25 protein-coding genes and 1 tRNA gene are annotated in these 26,665 nt (G+C 72.4%); 21 read left to right on the forward strand and 5 right to left on the reverse strand.

The genetic code is table 11. From position 1 onward, the window contains the following. Positions 1 to 78: 78 nt before the first annotated feature. Complete coding sequence (locus ACFWAR_RS31085) at positions 79 to 537, forward strand: SRPBCC family protein (protein ID WP_385784278.1); 459 nt, start codon at positions 79 to 81, stop codon at positions 535 to 537. Positions 538 to 576: 39 nt separating this feature from the next. Next, a tRNA-Val gene (locus ACFWAR_RS31090) sits at positions 577 to 648 on the forward strand. A 79-nt stretch (positions 649 to 727) separates the two neighbouring features. Here ACFWAR_RS31090 and ACFWAR_RS31095 read toward each other — a convergent pair. Further along, positions 728 to 1,453 carry a 3'-5' exonuclease gene (locus ACFWAR_RS31095; RefSeq protein ID WP_385784281.1) on the reverse strand — a complete coding sequence of 242 codons (726 nt, stop codon included), beginning with the start codon at positions 1,451 to 1,453 and terminating at the stop codon, positions 728 to 730. Positions 1,454 to 1,697: 244 nt separating this feature from the next. Between ACFWAR_RS31095 and ACFWAR_RS31100 the strand changes: the two genes are divergently transcribed. After that, complete coding sequence (locus ACFWAR_RS31100; protein ID WP_385784284.1) at positions 1,698 to 2,282, forward strand: DUF4365 domain-containing protein; 585 nt, start codon at positions 1,698 to 1,700, stop codon at positions 2,280 to 2,282. Continuing rightward, on the forward strand, positions 2,282 to 3,547 hold the full coding sequence (locus tag ACFWAR_RS31105) for a hypothetical protein (protein WP_385784287.1): 1,266 nt from the start codon (positions 2,282 to 2,284) through the stop codon (positions 3,545 to 3,547). The genes ACFWAR_RS31100 and ACFWAR_RS31105 overlap by 1 nt, the downstream gene beginning before the upstream one ends. Before the next feature lie 9 nt (positions 3,548 to 3,556). On the opposite strand, the gene ACFWAR_RS31110 is transcribed toward ACFWAR_RS31105, so the two are convergent. Next, the gene (locus ACFWAR_RS31110; RefSeq protein ID WP_385784290.1) at positions 3,557 to 4,051 is read right to left on the reverse strand and encodes a GNAT family N-acetyltransferase; all 495 of its coding nucleotides are present in this window, start codon (positions 4,049 to 4,051) and stop codon (positions 3,557 to 3,559) included. Between the two features lie 128 nt (positions 4,052 to 4,179). Between ACFWAR_RS31110 and thrS the strand changes: the two genes are divergently transcribed. From thrS to ACFWAR_RS31125, 3 genes are all read left to right on the forward strand, one after another. Continuing rightward, positions 4,180 to 6,159 (forward strand): threonine--tRNA ligase, encoded by a 1,980-nt coding sequence (thrS, locus tag ACFWAR_RS31115; protein WP_385784293.1) that lies wholly within the window; start codon positions 4,180 to 4,182, stop codon positions 6,157 to 6,159. Between the two features lie 104 nt (positions 6,160 to 6,263). After that, positions 6,264 to 6,824 carry an HIT family protein gene (locus tag ACFWAR_RS31120; protein WP_385784295.1) on the forward strand — a complete coding sequence of 187 codons (561 nt, stop codon included), beginning with the start codon at positions 6,264 to 6,266 and terminating at the stop codon, positions 6,822 to 6,824. Next, positions 6,824 to 7,264 carry a cytidine deaminase family protein gene (locus tag ACFWAR_RS31125; RefSeq protein WP_385784297.1) on the forward strand — a complete coding sequence of 147 codons (441 nt, stop codon included), beginning with the start codon at positions 6,824 to 6,826 and terminating at the stop codon, positions 7,262 to 7,264. The genes ACFWAR_RS31120 and ACFWAR_RS31125 overlap by 1 nt, the downstream gene beginning before the upstream one ends. 10 nt (positions 7,265 to 7,274) lie before the next feature. On the opposite strand, the gene helR is transcribed toward ACFWAR_RS31125, so the two are convergent. From helR to ACFWAR_RS31140, 3 genes are all read right to left on the reverse strand, one after another. After that, complete coding sequence (gene helR / locus ACFWAR_RS31130; RefSeq protein ID WP_385784341.1) at positions 7,275 to 9,428, reverse strand: RNA polymerase recycling motor ATPase HelR; 2,154 nt, start codon at positions 9,426 to 9,428, stop codon at positions 7,275 to 7,277. A gap of 263 nt (positions 9,429 to 9,691) precedes the next feature. Beyond that, complete coding sequence (locus ACFWAR_RS31135) at positions 9,692 to 11,359, reverse strand: hypothetical protein (RefSeq protein WP_385784300.1); 1,668 nt, start codon at positions 11,357 to 11,359, stop codon at positions 9,692 to 9,694. Positions 11,360 to 11,538: 179 nt separating this feature from the next. Further along, positions 11,539 to 13,770 carry an elongation factor G-like protein EF-G2 gene (locus ACFWAR_RS31140; protein ID WP_385784302.1) on the reverse strand — a complete coding sequence of 744 codons (2,232 nt, stop codon included), beginning with the start codon at positions 13,768 to 13,770 and terminating at the stop codon, positions 11,539 to 11,541. Between the two features lie 237 nt (positions 13,771 to 14,007). On the opposite strand from ACFWAR_RS31140, the gene pgsA reads away from it, so the two are divergent. From pgsA to ACFWAR_RS31210, 14 genes are all read left to right on the forward strand, one after another. Then, positions 14,008 to 14,673 (forward strand): phosphatidylinositol phosphate synthase, encoded by a 666-nt coding sequence (pgsA, locus tag ACFWAR_RS31145; protein WP_385784305.1) that lies wholly within the window; start codon positions 14,008 to 14,010, stop codon positions 14,671 to 14,673. After that, on the forward strand, positions 14,673 to 15,620 hold the full coding sequence (locus ACFWAR_RS31150) for a phosphatidylinositol mannoside acyltransferase (protein WP_385784308.1): 948 nt from the start codon (positions 14,673 to 14,675) through the stop codon (positions 15,618 to 15,620). Before pgsA ends, ACFWAR_RS31150 begins: the two co-directional genes overlap by 1 nt. Beyond that, positions 15,617 to 16,801, forward strand: coding sequence for a glycosyltransferase family 4 protein (locus ACFWAR_RS31155; RefSeq protein ID WP_385784311.1), 1,185 nt, complete (start codon positions 15,617 to 15,619; stop codon positions 16,799 to 16,801). Before ACFWAR_RS31150 ends, ACFWAR_RS31155 begins: the two co-directional genes overlap by 4 nt. A 64-nt stretch (positions 16,802 to 16,865) precedes the next feature. After that, positions 16,866 to 17,405, forward strand: coding sequence for a hypothetical protein (locus tag ACFWAR_RS31160; protein WP_385784314.1), 540 nt, complete (start codon positions 16,866 to 16,868; stop codon positions 17,403 to 17,405). A 117-nt stretch (positions 17,406 to 17,522) separates the two neighbouring features. Next, the gene (gene pdxS / locus ACFWAR_RS31165) at positions 17,523 to 18,434 is read left to right on the forward strand and encodes a pyridoxal 5'-phosphate synthase lyase subunit PdxS (protein ID WP_385784316.1); all 912 of its coding nucleotides are present in this window, start codon (positions 17,523 to 17,525) and stop codon (positions 18,432 to 18,434) included. A gap of 12 nt (positions 18,435 to 18,446) precedes the next feature. After that, on the forward strand, positions 18,447 to 19,040 hold the full coding sequence (gene pdxT / locus ACFWAR_RS31170) for a pyridoxal 5'-phosphate synthase glutaminase subunit PdxT (protein ID WP_385784319.1): 594 nt from the start codon (positions 18,447 to 18,449) through the stop codon (positions 19,038 to 19,040). A gap of 69 nt (positions 19,041 to 19,109) precedes the next feature. Continuing rightward, positions 19,110 to 19,862 carry a YebC/PmpR family DNA-binding transcriptional regulator gene (locus tag ACFWAR_RS31175; RefSeq protein WP_354382564.1) on the forward strand — a complete coding sequence of 251 codons (753 nt, stop codon included), beginning with the start codon at positions 19,110 to 19,112 and terminating at the stop codon, positions 19,860 to 19,862. Between the two features lie 136 nt (positions 19,863 to 19,998). Further along, positions 19,999 to 20,604, forward strand: coding sequence for a crossover junction endodeoxyribonuclease RuvC (gene ruvC, locus ACFWAR_RS31180; protein ID WP_385784322.1), 606 nt, complete (start codon positions 19,999 to 20,001; stop codon positions 20,602 to 20,604). After that, positions 20,601 to 21,236, forward strand: a complete 636-nt coding sequence (gene ruvA / locus ACFWAR_RS31185) for a Holliday junction branch migration protein RuvA (protein WP_385784325.1) — start codon at positions 20,601 to 20,603, stop codon at positions 21,234 to 21,236. Before ruvC ends, ruvA begins: the two co-directional genes overlap by 4 nt. Positions 21,237 to 21,288: 52 nt before the next feature. Then, positions 21,289 to 22,413, forward strand: coding sequence for a Holliday junction branch migration DNA helicase RuvB (gene ruvB / locus ACFWAR_RS31190; protein WP_385784328.1), 1,125 nt, complete (start codon positions 21,289 to 21,291; stop codon positions 22,411 to 22,413). Between the two features lie 165 nt (positions 22,414 to 22,578). Continuing rightward, positions 22,579 to 23,046, forward strand: coding sequence for a preprotein translocase subunit YajC (gene yajC / locus ACFWAR_RS31195; protein ID WP_385784331.1), 468 nt, complete (start codon positions 22,579 to 22,581; stop codon positions 23,044 to 23,046). Positions 23,047 to 23,199: 153 nt separating this feature from the next. After that, entirely contained in the window at positions 23,200 to 24,999 is a 1,800-nt protein-coding gene (secD, locus tag ACFWAR_RS31200) for a protein translocase subunit SecD (protein ID WP_385784333.1), read from the forward strand. Between the two features lie 3 nt (positions 25,000 to 25,002). Further along, positions 25,003 to 26,073, forward strand: coding sequence for a protein translocase subunit SecF (gene secF / locus ACFWAR_RS31205; protein ID WP_385784335.1), 1,071 nt, complete (start codon positions 25,003 to 25,005; stop codon positions 26,071 to 26,073). A gap of 8 nt (positions 26,074 to 26,081) precedes the next feature. Beyond that, positions 26,082 to 26,624: an adenine phosphoribosyltransferase gene (locus ACFWAR_RS31210; protein WP_385784344.1), complete on the forward strand. Its 543-nt coding sequence runs from the start codon at positions 26,082 to 26,084 to the stop codon at positions 26,622 to 26,624. Positions 26,625 to 26,665: the final 41 nt, after the last annotated feature.

A 26,665-nucleotide genomic window follows, 5' to 3' on the forward strand; every position in this document is an offset into this window, starting at 1 on the left:
CATGGGCGCGGGTACTCAGGCGGGTGCTCATTCCCGGACTGAGTACCCGCGCCCGCCCCGGGAGTTCACACTGGTCCCATGGACTGGAGCCACTACCGCTTCCGCAGCGTGTGGGACCTCGACGCCCCGCCCGACCGGGTCTACGCCGTGCTCGAACGCGGCGAGGACTACCCGCGCTGGTGGCCGCAGGTCCGCGCGGTGGAGCCGGTCGGCCCGCACACCGGCGTCGGGCACTTCCGCTCGTTCCTGCCCTACGAGATCGAGGTCACCGCCACCGAGCTGCTGCGCGACCCGGCCACCGGGGTGCTGGAGGCGGCCCTGCGCGGTGACCTCGAAGGCTGGGCGCGGTGGACCGTGCGGCCGCGCGGGCGCGGCACGCGGGCGGTGTACGAGCAGGAGGTCGAGGTCCGCCGGGCGCTGATGCGCCGCCTCGCGGTGCCCGGGCGGCCCGTCTTCCGGCTCAACCACGCGCTGATGATGCGGGGCGGACGGCGCGGTCTGGCCGCCCATCTGGCGGCCCGGCGGGACGCGGTTTGAACGCACGGCCCCGGGGCCTGTATTGTTCGATCCGTTCCCGGGCGATTAGCTCAGCGGGAGAGCACTTCGTTCACACCGAAGGGGTCACTGGTTCGATCCCAGTATCGCCCACCGGGACAGGCCGGTCCGTCGCGAGACGGACCGGCCTTCCGCATGTCCGGGCCCGTGCGCGCCTGTGTGCGCGTCCGGCTCAGGCGGCGGCGGGCAGCTCCGGGCGCAGCGGCCAGTGCGGATCCACCGGCTCCGGGGTGCCGTTGCGCGCGAACCAGGCCTGGAGCCCGCGCGCCTGCGCCGCGTGCCACACCGCCTGGAGCGTGTGCAGCTCGGACGGGGAGAGCCGCTCCAGCCGTCCGGAGAAGCGGCGGCCCACCGCCCGCACGACCTCCAGCGAGGCCATCGCGTCGGCCGCCGCGTCGTGCGCCGCCTCCAGCTCTATCCCGTAGTGCGCGCACAGGTCCGTCAGCGTGCGGCGGCCCTTGCGGTAGCGGTCCAGGTGCTTGTCCAGCACCCGCGGGTCCAGCACGGTCAGGGGCCGGTCGTCCAGGTACCGGCTCAGCGGCGACGCCCGGTGTCGGCGCAACTCCCGGTCCAGCAGGGTCAGGTCGAACGGCGCGTTCATCACCACCACCGGTCGGCCCGCGGCCTGTTGCTCCGCGAGCGCCTGCGCGATCTCGTCCACGACCGGCGCCGGCCAGCGCCCGTTGCGCTGGAGGTGGTCGTCGGTCAGTCCGTGCACTTCCGTGGCGCCGGGGGGAACCGGAATCCCCGGATTGACCAGCCACCGGGTGGAACGGGCCCGGCCGCCCGCACACTCCTGCACGACGAGCGCGGCGGACACGATCCGGTCCTGCTCGACGTCCACCCCGGTGGTCTCGGTGTCAAATGCGGCCAGCGGGCCCTCGTACCAGCGCGTCATGGCGAACTCCTCGTCCCCGATCGGCAGATGGACGCCGACGCCCGTGGCGTGCGACCCCTGCCCGAAGCGGTGATACCCGTGCGGTTTGCCGTGTACGCCGTTTGCGGGGTGCCAGGTGCGGAGACAACTTCCTTGGGGGACCGCACGGGTGAGCGATCGTCACCGCCATGGCACCGCCGTCGCGCCGCGGGCCCCCGGCCACTTCCGCACGACACCCCGCAGAGCCCGAAAGGCATGGGGAGCCATGGCGCTCGCGCATCCCGAACCGGGCGGGGCGCTGCGTGGGCGGACCGGGCCGGAAACGGGGACCGGACCGCTGCGCGGCACACTCGCCACCACCGCCTGCATGGAGACCCTCCAGGTGGGCTACCTGCACGCCGTCGCGGCCGCGGCCGGCTGCTCCCTGTCCCAGCCCTTCCCGGACAACGGCATCGACTGGCACGTCAGCCACGGCTCGCCCGAGCACGTCATCGACGACGAGGTCACCGTCAAGGTCCAGTTGAAGGCCACCTACCAGACCCCGCCGAACCCGCCCGGACCGACCTTCGCCTTCACCCTCGACAACGAGCACCTCGTCAAGCTCGCCCGCACACCGGCCGCGGTGCCCAAGATCCTCGTCGTGATGCTCGTACCGCGGGAGCGCGAGGAGTGGCTCAGCGCCGGGCACGACCGGCTCGACCTGCGGCACTGCTGCTACTGGACCAACCTGGCCGGTCACCCCGTGACCGGACGGCGCCGGACCACCGTACGGATACCGACCGCGCGGATCTTCGACGACCGGGCGCTGTGCGAGATCATGACCCGGGTCGGGTCGGGAGGGACGCCTTGATGAACTGGCCGAACCTGGAACCGGCGCCGTCGCCGGAGTTCGCGGACCCCGACGCGGTGCGGCCGCCCGACCCGGCGCAGGTGGACCCCGCCGTGCTGGGCGCGCTCCTGCTGCGGCACGGCTGGCTGCGCCGCGGCGGCGCGAGCGGGCGCTACGGCCGCTGGACCCCGCCAGGACCCGCCGCGACCAGCCTGCTCGTGCCCGAGGACCGGACCTTCCCCGACTGCGCCGACCTGGTCGAGGAGGCGCTCACCGCCCTCTCGCGCAGCGGGCTGCCGTCGGCGCGCGAGGTGCTGTACGGGCTGAGCGTGCCCAGCGACGAGGTCCGCTGGATCCGCGACATCCCCGAGGGCGAGGGGCTGTACGGGCCCGGTGGCGAGGCCTCCTGGTCGGCGCAGGAACAGCTGCGCACCGCCGCCCGCCAGCTCCTGCTGGCCGGGGCGCTGGCGGACCGGGCCCGGGCCGGATACCACGGCGCCCGGCACCGGTGGCAGGCCGAACGGGCCCTGGACGGGGTGCTGGTGGGGCCCGCTCCGGGCGGGCGCCGGCTGACCGCGTACGTACCGGTCGACGGGGGCCGGGGGCCGGTGACCCGACTGCACCACGCCCTGCACGCGGCCCGCGAGGCCGTGGACTACCAGCGGGCCACCGGCGGCATGGAGGCCTTCGACGCGGCCGTCGGGGCCGGGGCCAGCCGGGAGCTGGCGGACGCGCTGATCGCCCTGGTCCGGGGCTCGGGCGGGGTCCGCATCGCGCTGGCCTGGGCCCCGGCCGCCGGGGTCCCGGCGGGCTGCGCGGCCCGCCCCGAGCCCGTGGAGTTCTCCCCGGGCGACCTGCCCGTGCTGCGCGAGGCCGCGGCCCGCTACACCCGGGAGGAGCCCGCAGTGGCGGTGCGGATCGCGGGGGCCGTGGTGCGGATGCAGCGGTCGGGGCAGGGTGGCGGGGGCACGGTCCGGCTGCGCGTCCTGTCGGGCGCGGAGGTCCCGTACGTCCGGGTCGCGCTCGACGAGGAGGCGTACCGGGTGGCGGGCCACGCCCACCTCGCCGGGCTCCCGGTCCGGCTCAGCGGACGGCTCCAGCGGCGGGGCGGCTTCCGGCGGCTCACGGACGCGGCCGAGGTGACCCCGGTCCGGCTCGACGAGGTCGAGCGCGACCGGCTGATGAAGTCCCTGTACGGGGACTACCCGGCGGCGGGGGAGCTGCCCTTCGTCGACCCGGAGGGGGACGCGGAGCGGGACGGGCGGGACGCGGACCCGCAGGCGTGAGCGGGGGGCTCACAGCCGGGTGAAGGAGGCCATCACCAGACCGGGGACGGGCGAGAAGTCGGCGCCCCGGGTGAAGCCCGTGCGCAGGTAGAGGGTCATGGCGGGCGTGTTCGCGGCGCCCGTGGTGACCCCGACCGCCCGGCCGGGGGCCACCTCCTCCAGCAGGTGGCGCAGCAGCAGCGAGCCGACGCCGCGGCGGAACCAGGCCGGGTCGACGCACAGCCGGTCGATGGAGATCGCCGCGCCCGCGCTCCGCGGCCCCGCCTCCCAGGCGAGGAACCCGGCCACCTCCCCGGCCGGCGACACGGCGCCGAGCCAGTTCAGCGGGCGCGAGCGCAGGTCCGCCAGGCTCTCGCGCAGCGCCGGTATGCCGTCGAAGCCGATCAGTTCGGCCTCCACCGCGTAGGCGGCCCGACCGATCCGGTGCACGGCGGCGGCCGTCGCGTCGTCGGCGAGGTCCAGCGGACGGACGAGGGGGGAGGGGGGAGGGGTGGCGTGGGTCACCCGGCCCACGCTACGTCCGCCCGGTGGCCGGGTGCCACGAAGTAACCGTTTAGCGGCCGGGCCGTCCGGCTCGGTACGATTCAGCCGCGCAGTGTTCGCTCGCGCACCCCCTGAGTCAGGAGAGACCGGTGTCAGACGTCCGTGTGATCATCCAACGCGATTCCGAGCGGGACGAGCGCGTGGTGGCCACGGGCACTACGGCGGCCGACCTCTTCCCCGGTGAACGCACCGTCGTCGCGGCGCGCGTCGCCGGCGAGCTGAAGGACCTCTCCTACGAGGTCAAGGACGGCGAGACCGTCGAGCCGGTGGAGATCTCCTCCGAGGACGGCCTGAACATCCTGCGCCACTCGACCGCGCACGTCATGGCGCAGGCCGTGCAGGAGCTCTTCCCCGAGGCCAAGCTGGGCATCGGCCCGCCGGTCCGGGACGGCTTCTACTACGACTTCGACGTCGCGAAGCCCTTCACCCCCGACGACCTCAAGGCCGTCGAGAAGAAGATGCAGGAGATCCAGAAGCGCGGGCAGCGCTTCGCGCGCCGCGTCGTTACCGACGAGGCGGCCCGCGAGGAGCTCGCGCACGAGCCCTACAAGCTGGAGCTGATCGGGCTCAAGGGTTCGGCGGCGACCTCGGACGACGGCGCGGACGTCGAGGTGGGCGGCGGCGAGCTGACCATCTACGACAACATCGACGCCAAGACCGGCGACCTGTGCTGGTCGGACCTGTGCCGCGGCCCGCACCTGCCGACCACCCGCAACATCCCCGCGTTCAAGCTGATGCGCAACGCGGCCGCCTACTGGCGCGGCAGCGAGAAGAACCCGATGCTCCAGCGCATCTACGGCACCGCGTGGCCGTCGAAGGACGAGCTCAAGGCCCACCTCGACTTCCTCGCGGAGGCCGAGAAGCGCGACCACCGCAAGCTCGGCGTCGAGCTGGACCTCTTCTCCGTGCAGGACGAGATCGGCTCCGGCCTCGCCGTCTTCCACCCGCGCGGCGGCACCATCCGCCGGGTGATGGAGGACTACTCGCGCAAGCGGCACGAGGAAGAGGGCTACGAGTTCGTCTACACCCCGCACGCCACCAAGGGCGCCCTCTTCGAGAAGAGCGGCCACCTGGACTGGTACGCGGACGGCATGTACCCCCCCATGCAGCTCGACGGTGGTACCGACTACTACCTCAAGCCCATGAACTGCCCGATGCACAACCTGATCTTCGACGCGCGCGGCCGGTCCTACCGCGAACTGCCGCTGCGCCTCTTCGAGTTCGGCACCGTGTACCGCTACGAGAAGTCGGGCGTCGTGCACGGCCTGACCCGCTCGCGCGGCTTCACCCAGGACGACGCGCACATCTACTGCACCAAGGAGCAGATGGCGGAGGAGCTGGACCGGACCCTCACCTTCGTCCTGAACCTGCTGCGCGACTACGGTCTGACGGACTTCTACCTCGAGTTGTCGACCAAGGACCCGGAGAAGTTCGTCGGCTCGGACGAGATCTGGGAAGAGGCCACCGAGACCCTGCGCCAGGTCGCCGAGAAGCAGGGCCTCCCGCTCGTTCCGGACCCGGGCGGCGCCGCGTTCTACGGCCCGAAGATCTCGGTCCAGTGCCGTGACGCCATCGGCCGCACCTGGCAGATGTCGACCGTGCAGCTCGACTTCAACCTGCCGGAGCGCTTCAACCTGGAGTACACCGGCCCCGACGGCACCAAGCAGCAGCCGGTCATGATCCACCGCGCGCTGTTCGGCTCCATCGAGCGCTTCTTCGCCGTGCTGCTGGAGCACTACGCGGGCGTCATGCCGCCGTGGCTGGCCCCGGTGCAGGCGGTCGGCATCCCGATCGGCGACGCGCACGTCGAGTACCTGCAGGAGTTCGCCGCCGAGGCGAAGAAGAAGGGCCTGCGGGTCGAGGTGGACGCCTCGTCCGACCGGATGCAGAAGAAGATCAGGACCAACCAGAAGCTCAAGGTCCCGTTCATGATCCTCGTCGGTGACGAGGACATGGCGGCTGGCACCGTCTCCTTCCGCTACCGCGACGGCTCGCAGGAGAACGGCGTGCCCAAGGCCGACGCCCTGGCGAAGCTGGTCCAGGTCGTCGAGGACCGCGTCCAGGTCTGATCCACGGCCGATCCGCGGTTGATCCACGGCTGATCCGCACGAGGAAGGCCCCCGGGAAGTGATCACTTCCCGGGGGCCTTCCTCGTCCGTCGCGGCAAGGTCATATGCTGCATCCCATGACGAGTGAGCCGGAGCAGCAGATCGGTGTCGGCACGCAGGACGCGTTCCAGCGGCTGTGGACGCCCCACCGGATGGCGTACATCCAAGGGGAGAACAAGCCGACCGGCCCGGAGGCCGGGGACGGCTGTCCCTTCTGCGGTATTCCGGAGATGTCCGACGCGGACGGGCTGGTCGTGGCCCGGGGCAAGCACGTGTACGCCGTGCTGAACCTCTACCCGTACAACGGCGGACACCTCATGGTCGTCCCCTACCGGCACGTCGCCGACTACACCGAGCTGGACGGCCCCGAGACCGCCGAACTCGCCGACCTGACCAAGCGGGCCATGGTCGCGCTGCGCAAGGCCTCCGGCGCGCACGGCTTCAACATCGGGATGAACCAGGGCGCCGCCGCCGGAGCCGGCATCGCCGCGCACCTGCACCAGCACATCGTGCCGCGCTGGGGCGGGGACACGAACTTCATGCCGGTGGTCGGCCACACCAAGGTCCTGCCGCAACTCCTCGCCGACACGCGGCAGATGCTCGCCGACTCCTGGCCGGTCGACTAGTGCCGGGCGAGCGGACCGGCGCGGTCGACCACGAGCTGGTGGCCGCGGCGGCGCAGGTCGCGGCCACGCGCTGCCGCGGCGACAACCACACCATGGCCGCCGCGGCCCGCGACCGGGACGGCCGGATCGTCACGGCCGTGAACGCCTACCACTTCACCGGCGGCCCCTGCGCGGAGCTCGTCGTCATCGGCGCCGCCGCGGCCCAGGGCGCCCACGACCTGGCGACGATCGTGGCCGTCGGCGACCGGGACCGCGGGATCGTGCCGCCCTGCGGCCGCTGCCGCCAGGTCCTGCTCGACTACTTCCCGACCATCGAGGTCATCGTCGAGGTGAAGGGCGAACCGCGCTCCGTCCCCATCGCCGACCTGCTGCCCGCGAGCTACGTCTGGGCGGACCACCAGCTCGACGCCGAGGACGCCGCGCCGCTCGGCGCGGGCTGACCGCGGCGCGCTACCCGCTCGTCAGGACGACGAGCTGCCGGGTCGCGCGGGTCGTCGCGACGTAGCGGTCGACGGCGCCCTCGACGCCCTCGCCGAAGGCGTCCGGATCGACGAGGACGACCAGGTCGAACTCGAGTCCCTTCGACAGCTCCGGCGTCAGTGACCGCACGCGGTCCGTCGCCCGGAACGCGGGGGCGCCGATGACGCAGGCGGTCCCCTCGGCGTTCGCCGCGAGCCAGTCGTCGAGGACCGCGGCCAGTTCCGTGACCGACCCGTGGACGACGGGGATGCCGCTGCTGCGCACGGAGGTCGGCACGTTGGCGTCCGGGAGCACGGCCCGGATGGCCGGTTCCGCCTGCGCCATCACCTCCCGCGGTGTCCGGTAGTTGACGCTCAGGGACGCCACGGTGATCCGGTCGAGCCCGGCCCGCTCCAGCCGTTCCCGCCACGACCCGGTGAACCCGCGGCGGGCCTGGGCGCGGTCCCCGACGATCGTGAAGCTGCGGGACGGGCAGCGCAGCAGCAGCATCTGCCACTCGGCCCCGGTCAGCTCCTGGGCCTCGTCCACCACCACGTGCGCGAACGGTCCCAGCAGCGGATCGACCTCGCTACCGGCCGACGCGCCGCCTTCGACCAGGGCGTCCCGCAGGTCCCGCCCGTGCAGCATGCCGAGCGCGCCCTCGTCCTCCTCGATCACAGCGTTCTGCAGCAGGCTGTCGATGGCCTCGGCCCGGCGGGCGCGTTCGGCCGCGGCAGCGGCTTCGCCCCGGCGCCTGCGCCCGGCGGCCTCCGGGTCGCCGAGCCGTGCCCGCGCCGCGTCCAGGAACGGCAGGTCGGAGAGGGTCCAGGCGCGGGCGTCCGCGCGCTGGAGCGCGCGCACGTCCTCGGGGGCGAGCCACGGCGCGCACCTGCGCAGGTACGCGGGCACCGACCACAGGTCGCCGACCAGGTCGCCCGCGTCCAGCATCGGCCAGGCGCGCCGCAGCGTCCCGATCAGCTCCTCGTCCTGGAGCAGCGCGCGCCGCAGCAGGTGGGGCGCGGCGCCGCTGTCGTCCTTGTCCACGAGGATCGCGAGCAGCTCCTCCAGGATCTGCTCCCGCGCCTCGTTGTGCGCGGTGCCGGGCTCGACCGCGTCGAAGGCGGCCGCCCAGTCGGCGGGGCCCAGCCAGAGGTCGGACCAGGGGGTCGAGACCGTCGTGCCCTCGGTGGGCGGCTCCTCGTACAGGCGGACGGCCGGCTCGATCGCCCCGACCAGCTCCGCCGCCCCTTTCAGGCGGGCCACCGCGGGGTCCTGCTCGGCCGGGGCGGCGGCGCCCTCGGGCACGAGGTCGCGCAGGGTGCAGGTCCGTACGCCCTCCTCGCCGAGGCCGGGCAGGACGTCGGCGACGTAGGCGAGGTAGGGCTGGTGCGGGCCGACGAAGAGCACGCCGCCGCGGCGGTGGCCGAGGCGGGGGTCGGAGTACAGCAGGTAGGCGGCGCGGTGCAGGGCGACGACGGTCTTGCCGGTGCCCGGGCCGCCGTCGACGACGAGGGCGCCGCGCGAGCCGGCCCGCACGATCGCGTCCTGGTCGGCCTGGATGGTGGCGAGCACGTCGCGCATCCGGTCCGAGCGGCTGCTGCCGAGGCTGGCGATGAAGGCGGACTGGTCGTCGAGCGCGGCGCGGCCCTCGAGCGCGTCGGCGCTGAACACCTCGTCCCAGTAGTCGGTGATCCGGCCGCGGGTCCAGCGGTACCGGCGGCGGCTCGCCAGCCCCATCGGGTTGCCGTGGGTGGCCGCGAAGAACGGTTCGGCGGCGGGGGAGCGCCAGTCGAGGAGCAGGCGGTGGCCGTGGCCGTCGGTGAGGCCGAGGCGTCCGACGTGGACGGGCGCCGAGCCGTCCGCGGGGACGAAGTGCCCCAGGCACAGGTCGAGGCCGAAACGGCGCAGGGTGTGCAGGCGCGCGGTCAGGCGGTGGATCTCCGCGTCCCGGTCCATCGCCCCGCGGCCGATCCCGCCGGGCGCCCGGCGCGCGGCCGCGAGCTGGTCGGACAGCTCGGCGATCGTCCGGTCGAGGCTCGCCGAGATGGCGGCGAAGTGGCGTTCGTCGCCACCGATCAGGGCCGGGTCGGCCTTGGGGCCGAGGTGGTCGGGCAGGTCGAACGCACGGGTGGTCGGGGACGGCAGCGGTCGCACGTGGCGGATCTCCAAAGCGGGGCGGCAGGGGGGTGGATGGGCGATTCTGCCCCGCCACCGGGGCCTTGCCGCAAGCCCCCCGGTGCGCTATAAGTTAGGAGTGGCAAGGAGTGGTTTCACCTCCTTGCCTTTCTTGTTTTCCCCGCTGGAACGCCGGCCCGCTGGAACGCCGGCCCGCTGGCCCGTCGGAACGCAGACCGCCCCGCACCGGCGGAGGCCGAGGCGGGGCGGGGCGGACGTGGACCGGGGGCGGGTCAGGCGTCGTAGGCGTCGGCCTTGCGCGGCGAGGCGTCCTGGACCATGCCGCTCACGATCATCGAGCGGTTCGCGAAGCGGTCGGTGTCGACGCCGTTCTCGTCCAGGACGCGCATGGCGGCCGCGTGCACCGCCCGCAGCACCGGCGTGGCCGTGCGCATCGCGTCGTCGGCCATGAACCGGTGCCGCCACATCGAACCGGCCCACACGTGCCGGACGCCGAACGGCTCGGGCAGGACCAGCTTGCCGCCCAGGAAGTCGAGCAGCGGCGGGTACCAGGTGAAGGGCGCGCGGACCGCGAGGCGCACCACCTCGGAGGCGTCCACGAGGGCGTGGGTGCGCTCCACGGTCTCCCAGAACCGGACGGTCTTGGCGACCTCGGTGGTCTTCGGCGCCGACTTGGTGGTGAACAGGCCGTGCACCGGGCCGAGGGAGTGGGCGGTGACGTCGACGCGCAGGGTCTTGTAGAGCACGGTCACGGTCACCATCATCGTGATCACCAACTGGCCGTCCCACAGCGGCCATTGGACCCCGAGGTAGTGCCGGTTGCCCGCGCCGAACTGCTGCTCGTTGCAGATGCGGGTGACCTCGTGCTGCTTGATGAGGAAGGTGTCGACGTCCGCGCCGGTGGGGCGGGCGACCTCCTTGGCGCCCTCGCCGACCGGGGTGACGATCCAGTGCGTGATGGACGGCGGCGGGAAGCCGCCCGTGTGCAGCGGGCCGCGTTCCAGCATGCGCAGCTGGTCCTGGATCGCGCGGACCACGTCCCAACTGCGGAAGGGGTGGATCTCGGCGCCCTCCGTCTTGGGCGCGAGGTCCTCCGCCAACTGCCAGCTGCCCCAGCGGGTGCCCATGCCCAGGATGCCCTTGGGGCCGGCGTAGAAGACGGAGTTGCTGCGGCCCTCGGCGGTGAGCTTCGCGAGCTGGTGGCGCAGGTCCTCGCGGGAGGTCTCGTCGGGGTTGCCGGGGACCGCCTCGGGGATCTTGGCCCCGACGGAGGCCCCGCCGAGCAGGCCGTCCCACCGGGCGCGCATGTCCTTGGCGGCGGCCTCGGCGATCCGAGAGGCCAACAGCCACCCCACGGCCGGGGCGATGACCATCGCCCGCAGGTACAGGCCCCAGAATCCGGTGAACGGCAGCCGGAACATCAGCACCGCCACCACGAGCGCGACGCCGACGAGGAGCGCGGTGCCCATCCAGGAGGCGCGCTTGCCCGCGTTCCCGGCGAGGGACTTGCGCAACTGGAACAGGCCCAGCCACAGGAGCAGTCCGGGCAGGAAGAGCACGCCGCAGACCAGCATGATCAGGCGGAGCTTGCGGTCGCGCTCCTTGCGCAGGCGGGAGGCGGCGAGGCAGTGCTCGACGACGGTCTGCGGGTCGGCGCCGAAGGACTGGATCAGCGGCTTGCGGCCGGCGCCGAGCATGCGGGCCTCGACCGCCCGGCAGAAGGCCTCGCCGAAGTTGGGCTCGAAGAGGGAGAGCTTCCCCTTCTTCACGGTGGATTCGTAGTGCTCGTTGTTGGCTTTGAGTATCTCGTCCGGCTTGCCGTCGCGGTACGCGGCGGAGGCCAGCGCGTTGGTCGCCGCGGTCTGGCCGCCACCGCCCTGGAGGGGGATCTGCGCCCCCGGCCTGAAGTCGAAACCGTCGTCCGCCACCGCTGCCCCCATCGCTGTGCCTTCGTGCGTGCCCGGTGTCCCGCTGTTCGGTGTCCCGTCACCCGATGTTCTGCCCCGCCCCGCCGAGCCTGAAAGAGCCTAGCGAGGGTCGTCCCCCGATGGTCATGGGACAGGGAAATACCGCCCTCCGCAAGCGGGTTGGGTGGGCGGTACCCCGGGCGCTATGTCAACTAGTTACCTTTCTCGGCCTGTTCGCGCATCTTGTCCGCGAGGTGCGGCGGCATGGGCTCGTGGCGGGCGTAGCCGCGGCGGAAGCCGCCGGTGCCGTGGGAGACCGAGCGCAGTTCCACGGCGTAGCGGCCGATCTCGATCTCGGGGATCTCGGCGCGCACCACGGAGCGTCCGGGGCCCGCCGGTTCGGTGCCGACGACCCGGCCGCGGCGTCCGGCGAGGTCGCTCATGACGGGGCCCACGTAGGCGTCGGGGACCAGGACGGTGAGTTCGGCGACGGGTTCGAGGAGGTGGATCTCGGCTTCGGCGGCCGCCTCGCGCAGGGCGAGCGCGCCCGCGGTCTGGAAGGCCGCGTCCGAGGAGTCCACGGAGTGCGCCTTGCCGTCGCGCAGGGTGATCCGTACGTCGACGAGCGGGTACCCGGCGGCCACGCCGCGGGCGGCCTGGGCCCGTACTCCCTTCTCGACGGACGGGATGAACTGGCGCGGGACGGCGCCGCCGACCACCTTGTCCACGAACTCGATGCCGCTGCCCGCCGGCAGCGGCTCGACGTCGATCTCGCAAATGGCGAACTGGCCGTGGCCGCCGGACTGTTTGACGTGCCGGCCGCGCCCGGTGGCCTTGGCGCCGAAGGTCTCGCGCAGGCTCACCCGGTGGGGGACGGCGTCGACCCGGACGCCGTAGCGGCTGCGCAGCCGCTCCAGGGCGACCTCCTGGTGGGCCTCGCCCAGGCACCACAGGACGAGCTGGTGGGTGTGCGGGTTCTGCTCCAGGCGCATCGTGGGGTCCTCGGCGACGAGCCGGGCGAGCCCCTGGGAGAGCTTGTCCTCGTCGGCCTTGCTGTGGGCCTCGATGGCGAGGGGGAGCAGCGGGTCGGGCATCGCCCAGGGCTCCATGAGGAGCGGGCGGGCCTTCGCGGAGAGGGTGTCGCCGGTCTCGGCGTGCGTGAGTTTCGCCACGCACGCGAGGTCGCCCGCGATGCCGTGGGTGAGGGTGCGCTGCTGCTTGCCGAAGGGGGAGGTGAGGGTGCCGACGCGCTCGTCGGCCTCGTGCAGGTCGCGGGGGGCCGCCCCGTCGGCGCCGGGGAAGTGGCCGCAGACGTGCAGGGTCTCCTCGGGGCGCAGGGTGCCGGAGAAGACGCGGACCAGGGAGACCCGGCCGACGTAGGGGTCGGAGGAGGTCTTGACGACCTCGGCGAGCAGCGGGCCGTCGGGGTCGCAGGTGACGGCGGGGCGGGGGGCGCCGCCGGGGTCGGTGACGGCGAGGGCCGGGCGTTCGAGGGGGGTGGGGAAGCCGCCCGTGATCAGTTCCAGGAGTTCGACCGTGCCGAGGCCCTGGCGGGCGCCCTCGGCGGCGGGCGCGGCCATCAGCACGGGGTGGAAGGTGCCGCGGGCGACGGCGCGCTCCAGGTCGTCGACGAGGGTCTTGAGGTCGATCTCCTCGCCGCCGAGGTAGCGGTCCATGAGGGTCTCGTCCTCGCTCTCGGCGATGATCCCCTCGATCAGGCGGGCCCGGGCGTCGGTGATCAGGGCCAGCTCGGCGGGGTCGGGGTCGCGCTCGACCCGTTCGCCGGAGGTGTAGTCGTACACGCGCCGCGAGAGCAGGCCGAGCAGCCCCGCGACGGGGGCGTGGCCGTCGGGCCCGACGGGGCCGTGCAGCGGCAGGTAGAGCGGGATGACGGCGTCGGGGTCGTCGGGGCCGAAGGTCTCGCCGCAGACGGCGGCCATCCGGTCGTAGTCGGCGCGGGCGGCCTCGAGGTGGGTGACGACGATGGCGCGGGGCATCCCGACGGCCGCGCACTCGTCCCAGACCATCCGGGTCGCGCCGGACAGGCCGGCGCCGTCGCCGCCGTCCGCGGCGCCCTCGGCGGCCGAGACGACGAAGAGGGCCGCGTCCGCGGCGCGCAGACCGGCCCTGAGTTCTCCGACGAAGTCGGCGTATCCGGGGGTGTCCAGGATGTTGATCTTGATGCCGCCCCAGGCGACGGGGACGAGCGAGAGCTGGACCGAGCGCTGGCGCCGGTGCTCGATCTCGTCGTAGTCGGAGACGGTCGCGCCGTCCTCGACCCGGCCCGCCCGGCCGACGGCTCCGGCGGTCAGGGCGAGGGCTTCGACCAGGGTGGTCTTTCCGGCTCCACTGTGGCCGACCAGCACCACATTGCGTATCGCGGAGGGGCGGTCGGCCGTCAGTGCCCTGCCGGCGGCCCCGGATTGCTGCGTCTTGTCACCCATGATTCTCGTTCCTCCCGGTGCAACGGCGAGGTGGGATCCTTCGAGCTTTGCACTGGCGTCACACTGCGTCCATACGTCGTACCCGGCCACCCCCGGTCGGGCGCCTCCGTGGCGCGATCCGGGTATTGCCTTCGGGCCCACGGTGGGTGCGCGGCGGTGCGGGCCCCGGGCGCTGGCTACGATGGGCCAGCCGGTGGCCGTGGTGGCCGTGCGGCCCAGCGACCCCCTGGGAAGGCCATGCTGAACAAGTACGCGCGTGCATTCTTTACGCGTGTCCTCACACCGTTCGCCGCGTTTCTGCTCCGTCGGGGGGTGAGCCCGGACGCGGTCACCCTGATCGGCACGGCCGGAGTGATGGCCGGAGCGCTGGTCTTCTTCCCACGGGGAGAGTTCTTCTGGGGCACGATCACGATCACCCTCTTCGTGTTCTCCGACCTGGTCGACGGGAACATGGCGCGCCAGGCCGGGGTCTCCAGCCGGTGGGGCGCGTTCCTGGACTCGACGCTGGACCGGGTGGCGGACTCCGCGATCTTCGGTGGCCTGGCGCTCTGGTACGCCGGATCGGGCCACGACAACATGCTGTGCGCCGTGGCCATCTTCTGCCTGGCGAGCGGCCAGGTGGTCTCGTACACCAAGGCCCGGGGCGAGGCGATCGGCCTGCCGGTGGCCGTCAACGGGCTGGTCGAGCGTGCCGAGCGCCTGGTGATCACGCTGGTCGCGGCCGGTCTGTCGGGCCTGGAGACCTTCGGCGTGCCCTCCTGGATCGGCGTGCTGCTGCCCGTCGCGCTCTGGGTGGTCGCGGTCGGCTCGCTGGTGACGCTGATCCAGCGGGTGGTGACCGTGCGCCGCGAGGCGGCGGAGGCCGACGCCGCCGCTGCCGCCGCCGAGGGCGGCGCCGCCTGATGGGCGCGCTGGCGGACCGGCTGACGGACGGGCTCTTCGGGCTCGGCTGGGCCGCGGTCAAGAAGCTGCCGGAACCGACGGCGGCGGCGCTCGGCCGCACGATCGCGGACCGCACCTGGAAGCGCCGCGGCAAGAGCGTGCTGCGGCTGGAGGCGAACCTGGCCCGGGTGGTGCCCGGGGCCGGGCCGGAGCGGCTGCGGGAGCTGTCCCGGGCGGGCATGCGCTCGTACATGCGCTACTGGATGGAATCCTTCCGGCTGCCCGCGATGAACAAGGAACGGTTCGGCAGGGAAGTCGTCATGACCGACGAGCAGGTCCTGCTCGACGGCATGGCCGCCGGTCGCGGCGTGATCATCGCGCTGCCGCACCTGGCCAACTGGGACCTCGCCGGGGCCTGGGTCACCAGTCACCACGGCATCCCGTTCACCACGGTCGCGGAACGCCTCAAGCCGGAGAGCCTGTACGACCGGTTCGTGGCCTACCGCGAGAGCCTCGGCATGGAGGTGCTGCCGCACAGCGGCGGCGCCGCCTTCGGGACCCTCGCCCGCCGGCTGCGCTCCGGCGGACTGATCTGCCTGGTCGCCGACCGGGACCTGTCCTCCTCCGGCGTCGAGGTGGACTTCTTCGGGTCCACGGCCCGGATGCCCGCCGGTCCGGCGCTGCTCGCCCAGCAGACCGGCGCCCTGCTGGTGCCCGTGACCCTCTGGTACGAGGACGCTCCGGTGATGCGGGGCCGCTTCCACCCGCCGGTGTCCGAACCGGGGACCGGCACCCGGGACGAGAAGACGGCGGCGATGACCCAGGCGGTGGCCGACGCCTTCGCCGCCGGGATCGCCGAGCACCCCGAGGACTGGCACATGCTCCAGCGGCTGTGGTTGGAGGACCTCGAAGGCCTCGGACCCCGGGAGCCGGTGGCGTCGACAGACCGCGAGGAGGGCACCGGATGAAGATCGGCATCGTCTGCCCGTACTCCTGGGACGTCCCCGGCGGCGTCCAGTTCCACATCCGTGACCTGGCGGAACACCTGATCGAGCGCGGTCACCAGGTGTCGGTGCTCGCCCCCGCGGAGGAGGACACCCCGCTGCCGCCGTACGTGGTCTCGGCGGGCCGCGCGGTGCCGGTGCCCTACAACGGCTCGGTGGCCCGGCTGAACTTCGGCTTCATCTCGGCGGCGCGGGTGCGCCGCTGGCTGCACGAGGGCACCTTCGACGTCATCCACATCCACGAGCCGACCTCGCCCTCGCTCGGCCTGCTCGCCTGCTGGGCGGCCCAGGGCCCGATCGTGGCCACCTTCCACACCTCGAACCCGCGCTCGCGCGCCATGATCGCCGCGTACCCGATCCTGCAGCCCGCGCTGGAGAAGATCAGCGCGCGGATCGCGGTGAGCGAGTACGCCCGGCGCACGCTGGTGGAACACCTCGGCGGGGACGCCGTCGTCATCCCCAACGGCGTCGACGTCGACTTCTTCGCCGCCGCCGAACCGAAGCCCGAGTGGCAGGGCGCCACGCTCGGCTTCATCGGCCGCATCGACGAACCCCGCAAGGGGATGCCGGTGCTGATGGCCGCCTTCCCGAAGATCGTGGAGGCCTGCCCGGACGTGCGGCTGCTGGTCGCCGGCCGCGGTGACGAGGAGGAGGCGGTCGCCTCGCTGCCGCCCGCCCTGCGCGAGCGCGTGGAGTTCCTCGGCATGGTCTCCGACGAGGACAAGGCGCGGCTGCTGCGCAGCGTCGACGTGTACGTCGCCCCCAACACCGGCGGCGAGAGCTTCGGGATCATCCTGGTCGAGGCGCTCTCCGCCGGCGCCCCGGTGCTGGCCTCGGACCTGGACGCCTTCGCCCAGGTGCTGGACAAGGGTGCGGCGGGGGAGCTGTTCGCCAACGAGGACGCCGACGCGCTGGCCGCGGGCGCGATCGCGCTGCTGCGCGATCCCGAGCGGCGGGCCGGGCTGAGCGCCCGGGGCTCCGCCCACGTGCGGCGCTTCGACTGGTCCACGGTCGGGGCCGACGTCCTGGCGGTGTACGAGACGGTCGCGGACGGCGCGGCCTCGGTGGCCACGGACGAACGCGTCGGACTGCGCGCCCGGCTCGGCCTGACCCGCGGCGGCGCCACCCCGTCCTCCTTCTCCTGACCGCCCCCGCCCGGGCGCGCGGGCCGCGCGGGGCGCGGTCCGCGGGGAGGTAAAGTCGCCGCCCGTGATCGAAACCCTCGTATGGATCGCCCTGGCGCTCGGCGCCATCGGGGTCTACCTCAGCTGGACCGCCGGCCGGCTCGACCGCCTGCACTCGCGGATGGACGCCGCCCGGGCCGCGCTCGACGCACAGCTCGTGCGCCGGGCCTCGGTGGTCCTGGAGGTGGCCACCTCCGGCGTACTGGACCCGGCGTCCTCCCTCGTGCTCTACGAGGCCGCGCACGCCGCCCGCCAGGTGGAGGAGGAGCACCGCGAGGTGGCCGAAAGTGAACTGTCCCAGGCCCTGCGCGCGGTCTTCGCGGACGCCGACCAGGTCGAGGAACTCAAGCGGGCCCCCGGTGGCGAGGTCGCCGCGGAGGAGCTGGCGGCCGCCGTGCGCCGGGTTCCGATGGCCCGGCGCTTCCACAACGACGCCGTCCGCGCCGCCCGCGCGCTGCGCCGCCACCGCAAGGTCCGCTGGTTCCGGTTGGCCGGACACGCACCCTTCCCGCTCGCCTTCGAGATGGACGACGAGCCCCCGGCCCACCTCGCCGACCGCCCCTGAGCGGCCCTGGGCCGACCGGGCGGTACAGGCCACCGGCTGTGCATTGGCCCTTGCAGTGGACTGGTCCGGAGGGTTTGCTCAGTGCAGTACCCGTCTTCCTTCGAGTGAGGTCCTTCCGTGAGCACGCTTTCCACCCCTTCGCAGAACCCCGAGATCGGCACCTCTCGCGTCAAGCGCGGCATGGCCGAGCAGCTCAAGGGCGGCGTGATCATGGACGTGGTCAACGCCGAGCAGGCGAAGATCGCCGAGGACGCGGGCGCCGTGGCCGTCATGGCCCTGGAGCGGGTCCCGGCCGACATCCGCAAGGACGGCGGGGTCGCCCGCATGTCCGACCCGAACATGATCGAAGAGATCATCGAGGCCGTCTCCATCCCGGTCATGGCGAAGTCCCGCATCGGCCACTTCGTCGAGGCCCAGGTGCTCCAGTCCCTCGGCGTCGACTACATCGACGAGTCCGAGGTCCTGACCCCGGCCGACGAGGTCAACCACAGCGACAAGTTCGCCTTCACCACCCCCTTCGTCTGCGGCGCCACCAACCTGGGCGAGGCCCTGCGCCGCATCGCCGAGGGCGCGGCCATGATCCGCTCGAAGGGCGAGGCCGGCACCGGCAACGTCGTCGAGGCCGTCCGCCACCTGCGCCAGATCAAGAACGAGATCGCCAGGCTGCGCGGCTTCGACAACAACGAGCTGTACGCCGCCGCCAAGGACCTGCGCGCCCCGTACGAGCTGGTCAAGGAGGTCGCCGAGCTCGGCAAGCTCCCCGTGGTGCTGTTCTCGGCCGGTGGCGTCGCCACCCCCGCCGACGCCGCGCTGATGCGCCAGCTCGGTGCCGAGGGCGTCTTCGTCGGCTCCGGCATCTTCAAGTCGGGCGACCCGGCCAAGCGCGCCGCCGCCATCGTGAAGGCCACCACCTTCTACGACGACCCGAAGGTCATCGCGGACGCTTCCCGCAACCTGGGCGAGGCCATGGTCGGCATCAACTGCGACACCCTGCCCGAGGCCGAGCGCTACGCCAACCGCGGCTGGTAAGGCACTCCACCCATGAACAATCCCCCGATCATCGGCGTCCTGGCACTCCAGGGCGACGTACGGGAGCACCTGATCGCCCTGGCCTCGGCGGACGCCGTGGCCAGGCCGGTCCGGCGCCCCGAGGAGCTCGCCGAGGTCGACGCCCTGGTGATCCCCGGCGGCGAGTCGACGACCATGTCGAAGCTCGCCGTGCTCTTCGGCATGCTGGAGCCGCTGCGCGAGCGCGTGCGGTCCGGGATGCCGGTCTACGGCACCTGCGCGGGCATGATCATGCTCGCCGACAAGCTGCTCGACGGCCGTGACGACCAGGAGACGCTGGGCGGGATCGACATGATCGTCCGCCGCAACGCCTTCGGCCGTCAGAACGAGTCCTTCGAGGCCTCCATCGACTTCGCCGGGATAGCGGGCGGTCCGGTCGAGGGCGTCTTCATCAGGGCGCCCTGGGTCGAGTCGGTCGGCGCGGCCGCCCAGGTGCTCGCGACGTACGACGGCCACACCGTCGCCGTGCGGCAGGGCAACGTGCTGGCCACGTCGTTCCACCCGGAGCTCACGGGAGACCACCGGGTGCACGCCTACTTCGTGGACATGGTGCGCGCGGGGTCCTGATCCTGTCCCGGGAGGAGTCCCGGTAGGATCTGTGGCGAACACCGTTGGTTACGCGAAGGAGACAGGCAGATGTCCGGCCACTCTAAATGGGCTACGACGAAGCACAAGAAGGCCGTGATCGATGCCAAGCGCGGCAAGCTCTTCGCGAAGCTGATCAAGAACATCGAGGTCGCCGCGCGCACCGGTGGCGCTGACCTCGACGGCAACCCGACGCTCTTCGACGCCGTTCAGAAGGCCAAGAAGAGCTCCGTCCCGAACAAGAACATCGACTCCGCGCTCAAGCGCGGTGCCGGTCTCGAAGCGGGCGGCGCCGACTACGAAACGATCATGTACGAAGGCTACGGCCCGAACGGTGTCGCGGTGCTCATCGAGTGCCTCACCGACAACCGCAACCGTGCCGCTTCGGACGTGCGCGTCGCCATGACCCGCAACGGCGGTTCCATGGCCGACCCGGGTTCGGTCTCCTACCTGTTCAACCGCAAGGGCGTCGTCCTGCTGCCCAAGGGCGAGCTGAGCGAGGACGACGTCCTCGACGCGGTCCTCGACGCGGGCGCCGAAGAGGTCAACGACCTCGGCGAGCAGTTCGAGATCATCAGCGAGGCCACCGACCTGGTCGCGGTCCGCACCGCGCTCCAGAGCGCCGGCATCGACTACGACTCGGCCGACTCCAACTTCCTGCCGACCATGCAGGTCGAGCTGGACGAGGACGGCGCGCGCAAGATCTTCAAGCTGATCGACGCGCTGGAGGACAGCGACGACGTGCAGAACGTCTTCGCCAACTTCGACGTCAGCGACGAGGTCATGGAGAAGGTCGACGCCTGATCGGCGCCGATCACCACCACGCACGACGGGCCGTCGGGGACTCCCCGACGGCCCGTCGGCGTTCGCGCGCCCGGCGCGCGCCCGATGTCGGCGGCGCCCGATAGCCTGCACGAACGGACGGACGAAGGAGGGGCCAGTGCGCGTGCTCGGGGTGGACCCCGGCCTGACCCGGTGCGGCGTGGGCGTGGTCGAGGGGGTCGCGGGCCGACCGCTGACCATGCGCGGCGTGGGCGTCGTACGCACCCCGCCCGACGCGGACATCGGCCACCGACTGGTCGCGATCGAGGTCGGACTCGAAGCCTGGCTCGACGAGCACCGGCCCGACGTGGTCGCCGTCGAGCGCGTCTTCAGCCAGCACAACGTCAGCACCGTCATGGGGACCGCGCAGGCCAGCGCCGTGGCCATGCTGTGCGCCGCCCGCCGCGGACTGCCCGTGGTCCTGCACACGCCCAGTGAGGTCAAGGCCGCCGTCACCGGCAGCGGCCGCGCCGACAAGGCGCAGGTCGGGGCCATGGTGACCCGGCTGCTACGGCTCGACGCGCCCCCCAAGCCCGCGGACGCGGCCGACGCCCTCGCCCTCGCCATCTGCCACATCTGGCGCGCCCCCGCCCAGAACCGGCTCCAGCAGGCCGTGGCCCTGCACGCGGCGACGCGCGCCCCGCACGCCACCGCCGCGCCCCGTACCGGCGGCGCTCCGTCCGCTCCGTCCTCCCAGAGAGCCTCGAAAGGCCGTAACCGATGATCGCCTTCGTCAGCGGCGCCGTCGCCGCGCTCGCCCCCACCACGGCCGTCATCGAGGTCGGCGGCGTGGGCATGGCGGTGCACTGCACCCCGCACACCATCGCCGGACTGCGGCTGGGCCAGGAGGCGAAGCTCGCCACCTCCCTGGTCGTCCGCGAGGACTCGCTCACCCTGTACGGCTTCGCGGACGACGACGAACGCCAGGTCTTCGAGCTGCTCCAGACCGCGAGCGGGGTCGGTCCGCGCCTGGCCCAGGCCATGCTCGGCGTGCACAGCCCGGACGCGCTGCGCCTCGCGGTCTCCACCGGGGACGAGAAGGCCCTGACGGCGGTGCCCGGCATCGGCAAGAAGGGCGCCCAGAAGCTGCTCCTGGAGTTGAAGGACAAGCTCGGCCAGCCGCTCGGCACGGGCGCCCTGGTCGGGGCCCAACGAGCGGCCGCGGCCGCCGGTCCGGCTCCCTGGACGGAGCAGCTCCAGGCCGCCCTGATCGGTCTCGGCTACGCCTCCCGCGAGGCGGACGAGGCGGTCTCCGCGGTGACCCCGCAGGCCGAGGCCGCCTTGGCCGCCGGTGGCCCGGCCCCCGTGCCGCAGCTGCTGCGCGCCGCCCTGCAGACCTTGAACCGCGCCCGCTGAGCGCCCGTACGCGCCGGACGAACCGCACAGACCGAGAAGGCAGACTGACACCGTGAACCCGTACGACGAGAGCGATCCCTACCAGGACGGCGCGTACGCGGCGGACGCCGGAGCGGCGGGCGCCGCCCACGACGAGGCGGACCGGCTCGTCGCGGCCGCCGCCGACGGCGAGGACAGCGCGGTCGAGGCGGCCCTGCGCCCCAAGGACCTGGAGGAGTTCGTCGGCCAGGAGAAGGTGCGCCAACAGCTCGACCTGGTCCTCAAGGCGGCCCGCCAGCGCGGCGCCACCGCCGACCACGTCCTGCTCTCCGGCGCCCCCGGCCTCGGCAAGACCACGCTCTCGATGATCATCGCGGCCGAGATGGGCGCCCCGATCCGGATCACCTCCGGCCCCGCCATCCAGCACGCGGGCGACCTCGCCGCGATCCTCTCCTCCCTCCAGGAGGGCGAGGTCCTCTTCCTCGACGAGATCCACCGGATGTCGCGGCCCGCCGAGGAAATGCTCTACATGGCCATGGAGGACTTCCGCGTCGACGTGATCGTCGGCAAGGGGCCGGGCGCGACCGCGATCCCGCTGGAACTGCCCCCCTTCACCCTGGTCGGCGCGACCACCCGGGCCGGTCTGCTGCCGCCGCCGCTGCGCGACCGCTTCGGATTCACCGGGCACATGGAGTTCTACGCCCCCGAGGAGCTGGAACGGGTCATCCACCGCTCCGCCCGGCTGCTGGACGTGGAGATCGACACCGCGGGCGCCGCCGAGATCGCGGGCCGCTCCCGGGGCACCCCGCGCATCGCGAACCGGCTGCTGCGCCGGGTCCGCGACTACGCGCAGGTCCGGGCGGACGGGGTGATCAACCGCGAGGTGTCCGCCACCGCGTTGAAGGTGTACGAGGTGGACGAGCGCGGTTTGGACCGGCTGGACCGGGCCGTGCTGGAGGCCCTGCTCAAGCTGTTCGGCGGCGGTCCGGTGGGCCTGTCGACCCTCGCCGTCGCGGTGGGGGAGGAGCGGGAGACCGTCGAGGAGGTCGCCGAGCCGTTCCTGGTGCGGGAGGGACTGCTGGCGCGGACGCCCAGGGGACGGGTCGCGACGCCCGCCGCATGGGCTCACCTGGGGCTCGTCCCGCCGGTCCGGCCCGGGACCGGATCGCCCGGGCAAGGTGGCTTGTTCGGGTCCTGACGGCGCGGAGGTTCGCCGGGTCAGGAACTGCGGTGCCATGCTGGGCGTTGTTCCATCGGTGTGGACTCGCCTAGACTCCGCCGATGCTGGCCGTAACGGCCGGCATGCCCACCCCCCGTAGAAAAAGGCCGCTTCCCGTGCGGTCGTGCGAAGGATCTTCGTCCCGTGAACAGTAGCCTCTTGACCTTCCTCCCGTTCGTCGTGCTCATCGGGGCGATGTTCCTGATGACGCGTTCCGCCAAGAAGAAGCAGCAGGCGGCGGTCTCCATGCGCGACCAGATGGGCCCCGGCACCGGCGTGCGCACCATCGGCGGCATGTACGCCACGGTGAAGGAGATCGGCGACGACACCGTCACCCTCGAGGTGGCCCCCGGCGTCCACGCGATCTACGCGAAGAACGCCATCGGCGCCGTTCTGGAGGACGAGGAGTACAACCGCATCGTCCACGGCACCGGCGATGATCTGAACATCGACACGCCGGTCGTCCCGGACGACGCCTCTTCGCTGCTCAAGGACGAGCCCGCCGACGCCGACCCGGCGGACGCCCCCAAGCTCGACCTGGGCAAGAAGGACGCGCCCGCGGCCGACGAGCCCAAGGACGGCAAGACCGACGGCGAGGCCGGCGCCAAGTAGCGCTCGGCGGGGGACCGCACGGCGCCTGACCGGAGGCCGCGGCGGTCCCCTTCAGTGACCCGATTCTGCGGGGGGCAGGGGTCCCCACACACATTTCGTGGCCGTCTGCGCGCTGACCCGGCGCGGGGCGGTTGGACAGGGAGATACGACAAGGTGGCAGCACCGAAGAAGGGCCGGCGGCCCACGGGGGCTCAGGGGAGGCCGGGGCGCGCCCTGGCCCTCATCCTGATCGCGATGGTGGCGCTCACCGCGGGGATGTTCCTGACCCATCAGACGACTCCCCGGCTTGGCATCGACCTCGCGGGCGGTACGAGCATCACGCTCAAGGCCAAGAGCGAGCCCGGCAAGCCGGACGCGATCAACGAGACCAACATGAACACGGCGGTCGGCATCATCGAGCGCCGCGTCAACGGTCTCGGCGTGTCGGAGGCCGAGGTCCAGACCCAGGGCCGCGACCACATCATCGTGAACATCCCCAAGGGTGCGAACGAGAAGCAGGCGCGCGACCAGGTCGGTACGACGGCGCAGCTGTACTTCCGCCCCGTCCTCGCCTTCGCGGACGGCAAGCCGATCGCCCCCCAGCCCACTCCGTCCACGGGTGCCTCCGGCAGCCCGTCCCCCTCGGCGAGCACCTCCGGTGCCCCGAAGACCGATGGCAAGGGCCAGTCGCCCAGCCCGTCGTCCAGCGCCACTTCCCAGGGCCGCGCCGTACCCGAGGCCCTGATGGCCACCGGCAGCCCCTCTCCCTCGCCCTCCGCGAGCGAGTCGAAGAAGGCAGACGACAAGGCCCCCACCCCGACCCCGTCGGGTGCCGACGCGGCCGTCGCCGACCTGCAGGCGAAGTTCATCGCCCTCGACTGCACCGACGAGAAGCAGCGCGCGGCCGTCGCCCAGGGCGTCAAGCCCGGTGACGCGACGCTCGCCTGCGGCAAGCGCGGCGACACGTGGGGCAAGTGGCTGCTCGGCCCGGCCGGTGTGGACGGCAAGGACGTCAAGGACGCGAAGGGCGTCATCGACACCCAGCGCGGTCAGTGGATCGTCACCATGCAGTTCACCGACAAGGGTTCCGACAAGTTCGCCAAGATCACCGGTGAGCTGGCGACCAAGCAGTCCCCGCAGAACCAGTTCGCGATCGTCCTCGACAACGAGGTCGTCTCGGACCCCTACGTCAGCCAGGCCCTGACCGGCGGCAGCGCCGAGATCTCCGGCGGCTTCACCCAGGAGACCGCACAGGACCTGGGCAACATGCTCTCGTACGGCGCCCTGCCGCTGTCCTTCCAGGAGGACAACGTCACCACCGTCACGGCGGCGCTCGGTGGCGAGCAGTTGAAGGCCGGTCTCATCGCCGGCGCCATCGGCCTCGCCCTCGTCGTGATCTACCTGCTGGCCTACTACCGGGGCCTGGCGTTCATCGCGATCATCAGCCTCGTGGTGTCCGGCATCCTCACCTACGAGATCATGTCGCTGCTCGGGAAGGCCATCGGGTTCGCGCTGAACCTGCCGGCCGTCTGCGGCGCGATCGTCGCCATCGGTATCACCGCGGACTCGTTCATCGTCTACTTCGAACGCATCCGCGACGAGATCCGCGAGGGCCGCACCCTGCGTCCGGCCGTCGAGCGGGCCTGGCCGCGCGCCCGTCGCACCATCCTGGTCTCCGACTTCGTGTCGTTCCTGGCGGCCGCGGTGCTCTTCATCGTCACCGTCGGCAAGGTGCAGGGCTTCGCCTTCACCCTGGGTCTCACCACCCTCCTCGACGTGGTCGTGGTGTTCCTCTTCACCAAGCCGGTCATGACCCTGCTGGCCCGCACGAAGTTCTTCTCCAGCGGCCACCCGTGGTCCGGGCTGGACCCGAAGCGACTCGGTGCCAAGCCCCCGCTGCGCCGCTCCCGGCGCACCGGTGCCGGTACGGACGCCGCCACCGTCTCCGCCCCCGTCGACGCAAAGGAGGCGTGAGATATGTCGAAGCTGGGAGATCTCGGCGCCAAGCTGTACCGCGGTGAGGTCGGATACGACTTCGTCGGCAAGCGCTTTCTCTGGTACGGCGTTTCCATCCTGATCACCATCACGGCGATCGTGGCCCTGGCCGTACAAGGCCTCAACATGGGCATCGAGTTCAAGGGCGGTGCCGTCTTCACCACCCCGAAGACGTCCGTCTCGGTCGCCAAGGCCACGAGTCTGGCCGAGGAGGCCTCCGGGCACGCCGCGATCGTGCAGAAGCTCGGCACCGGCGTCCTGCGCATCCAGATCTCGGACCTGGACCCGTCCGCCGCCATCGAGGTGAAGAAGAAGCTCGCCACCGACCTCAAGGTCAACGCGGCGGACATCAACTCGGACCAGGTCGGCGCGAGCTGGGGCGAGCAGATCGCCAACAAGGCCTGGACCGGCCTCGGCGTCTTCATGATCCTCGTGGTGATCTACCTCGCGATCGCCTTCGAGTGGCGGATGGCCGTCGCCGCGCTCATCGCACTGATCCACGACCTCACCATCACCGTCGGCGTGTACGCGCTCGTCGGCTTCGAGGTCACCCCGGGCACCGTGATCGGTCTGCTGACCATCCTCGGTTACTCGCTCTACGACACCGTCGTCGTCTTCGACGGTCTCAAGGAGGGGTCGAAGGACATCACCAAGCAGTCCCGCTGGACCTTCAGCGAGGTCGCCAACCGCAGCATCAACGGCACCCTGGTCCGCTCGATCAACACCACCGTCGTGGCGCTGCTCCCGGTCGCGGCGCTGCTGTTCATCGGCGGCGGCTTCCTCGGCGCGGGCATGCTCAACGACATCTCGCTGTCGCTGTTCGTCGGTCTCGCCGCCGGTGCGTACTCCTCGATCTTCATCGCGACCCCGCTGGTCGTCGACCTCAAGGAGCGCGAGCCGGCCATGAAGGCGCTCAAGAAGCGGGTGCTCGCCAAGCGGGCCGCCGCCGACGCCAAGGGGGAGTCGGTCGACGACGCCTCCGAGGCGACGGGCGACGACAGCGGTGTCGTGGCCCAGGGCCGTGGCGGTCGGGCTTCGGGGCGGCGCCGGTGAGCGCGGTCCTGCCCGAAGGGGTGCGGGAGCTGCTGCTCAGCCGCATCAAGGACGTACCGGACTACCCGAAGCCGGGCGTGCTGTTCAAGGACATCACCCCGCTGCTGGCGGACCCGGCGGCGTTCTCCGCGCTGACGGATGTGCTGGCGGGGCTGTGCGAAGCCCGTGGCGCGACGAAGATCGTCGGGCTGGAGGCGCGCGGGTTCATCCTGGCGGCCCCGGCCGCGGTGCGGTCGGGGATCGGCTTCATCCCGGTCCGCAAGGCCGGCAAGCTGCCGGGGGCGACCCTGGCCCAGTCGTACGAGCTGGAGTACGGCACCGCGGAGATCGAGGTCCACGCGGAGGACCTGGCGCCGGGTGACCGGGTCATGGTCATCGACGACGTGCTGGCCACCGGTGGTACGGCCGAGGCCTCGCTGGAGCTGATCCGGCGGGCCGGGGCCGAGGTGGCGGGGGTCGCGGTGCTGATGGAACTGTCGTTCCTGCCGGGCCGGGCCCGGCTGGAGCCGGTCCTCGGCGGGGCGCCGCTGGATGCGCTGATCGTCGTCTGACGTCGCGCCGCGTGCGCCGGAGCGGCGGGTCCCCTCACGGG

This window comes from Streptomyces sp. NPDC059917, from assembly GCF_042730635.1.
Lineage (GTDB): Bacteria > Actinomycetota > Actinomycetes > Streptomycetales > Streptomycetaceae > Streptomyces.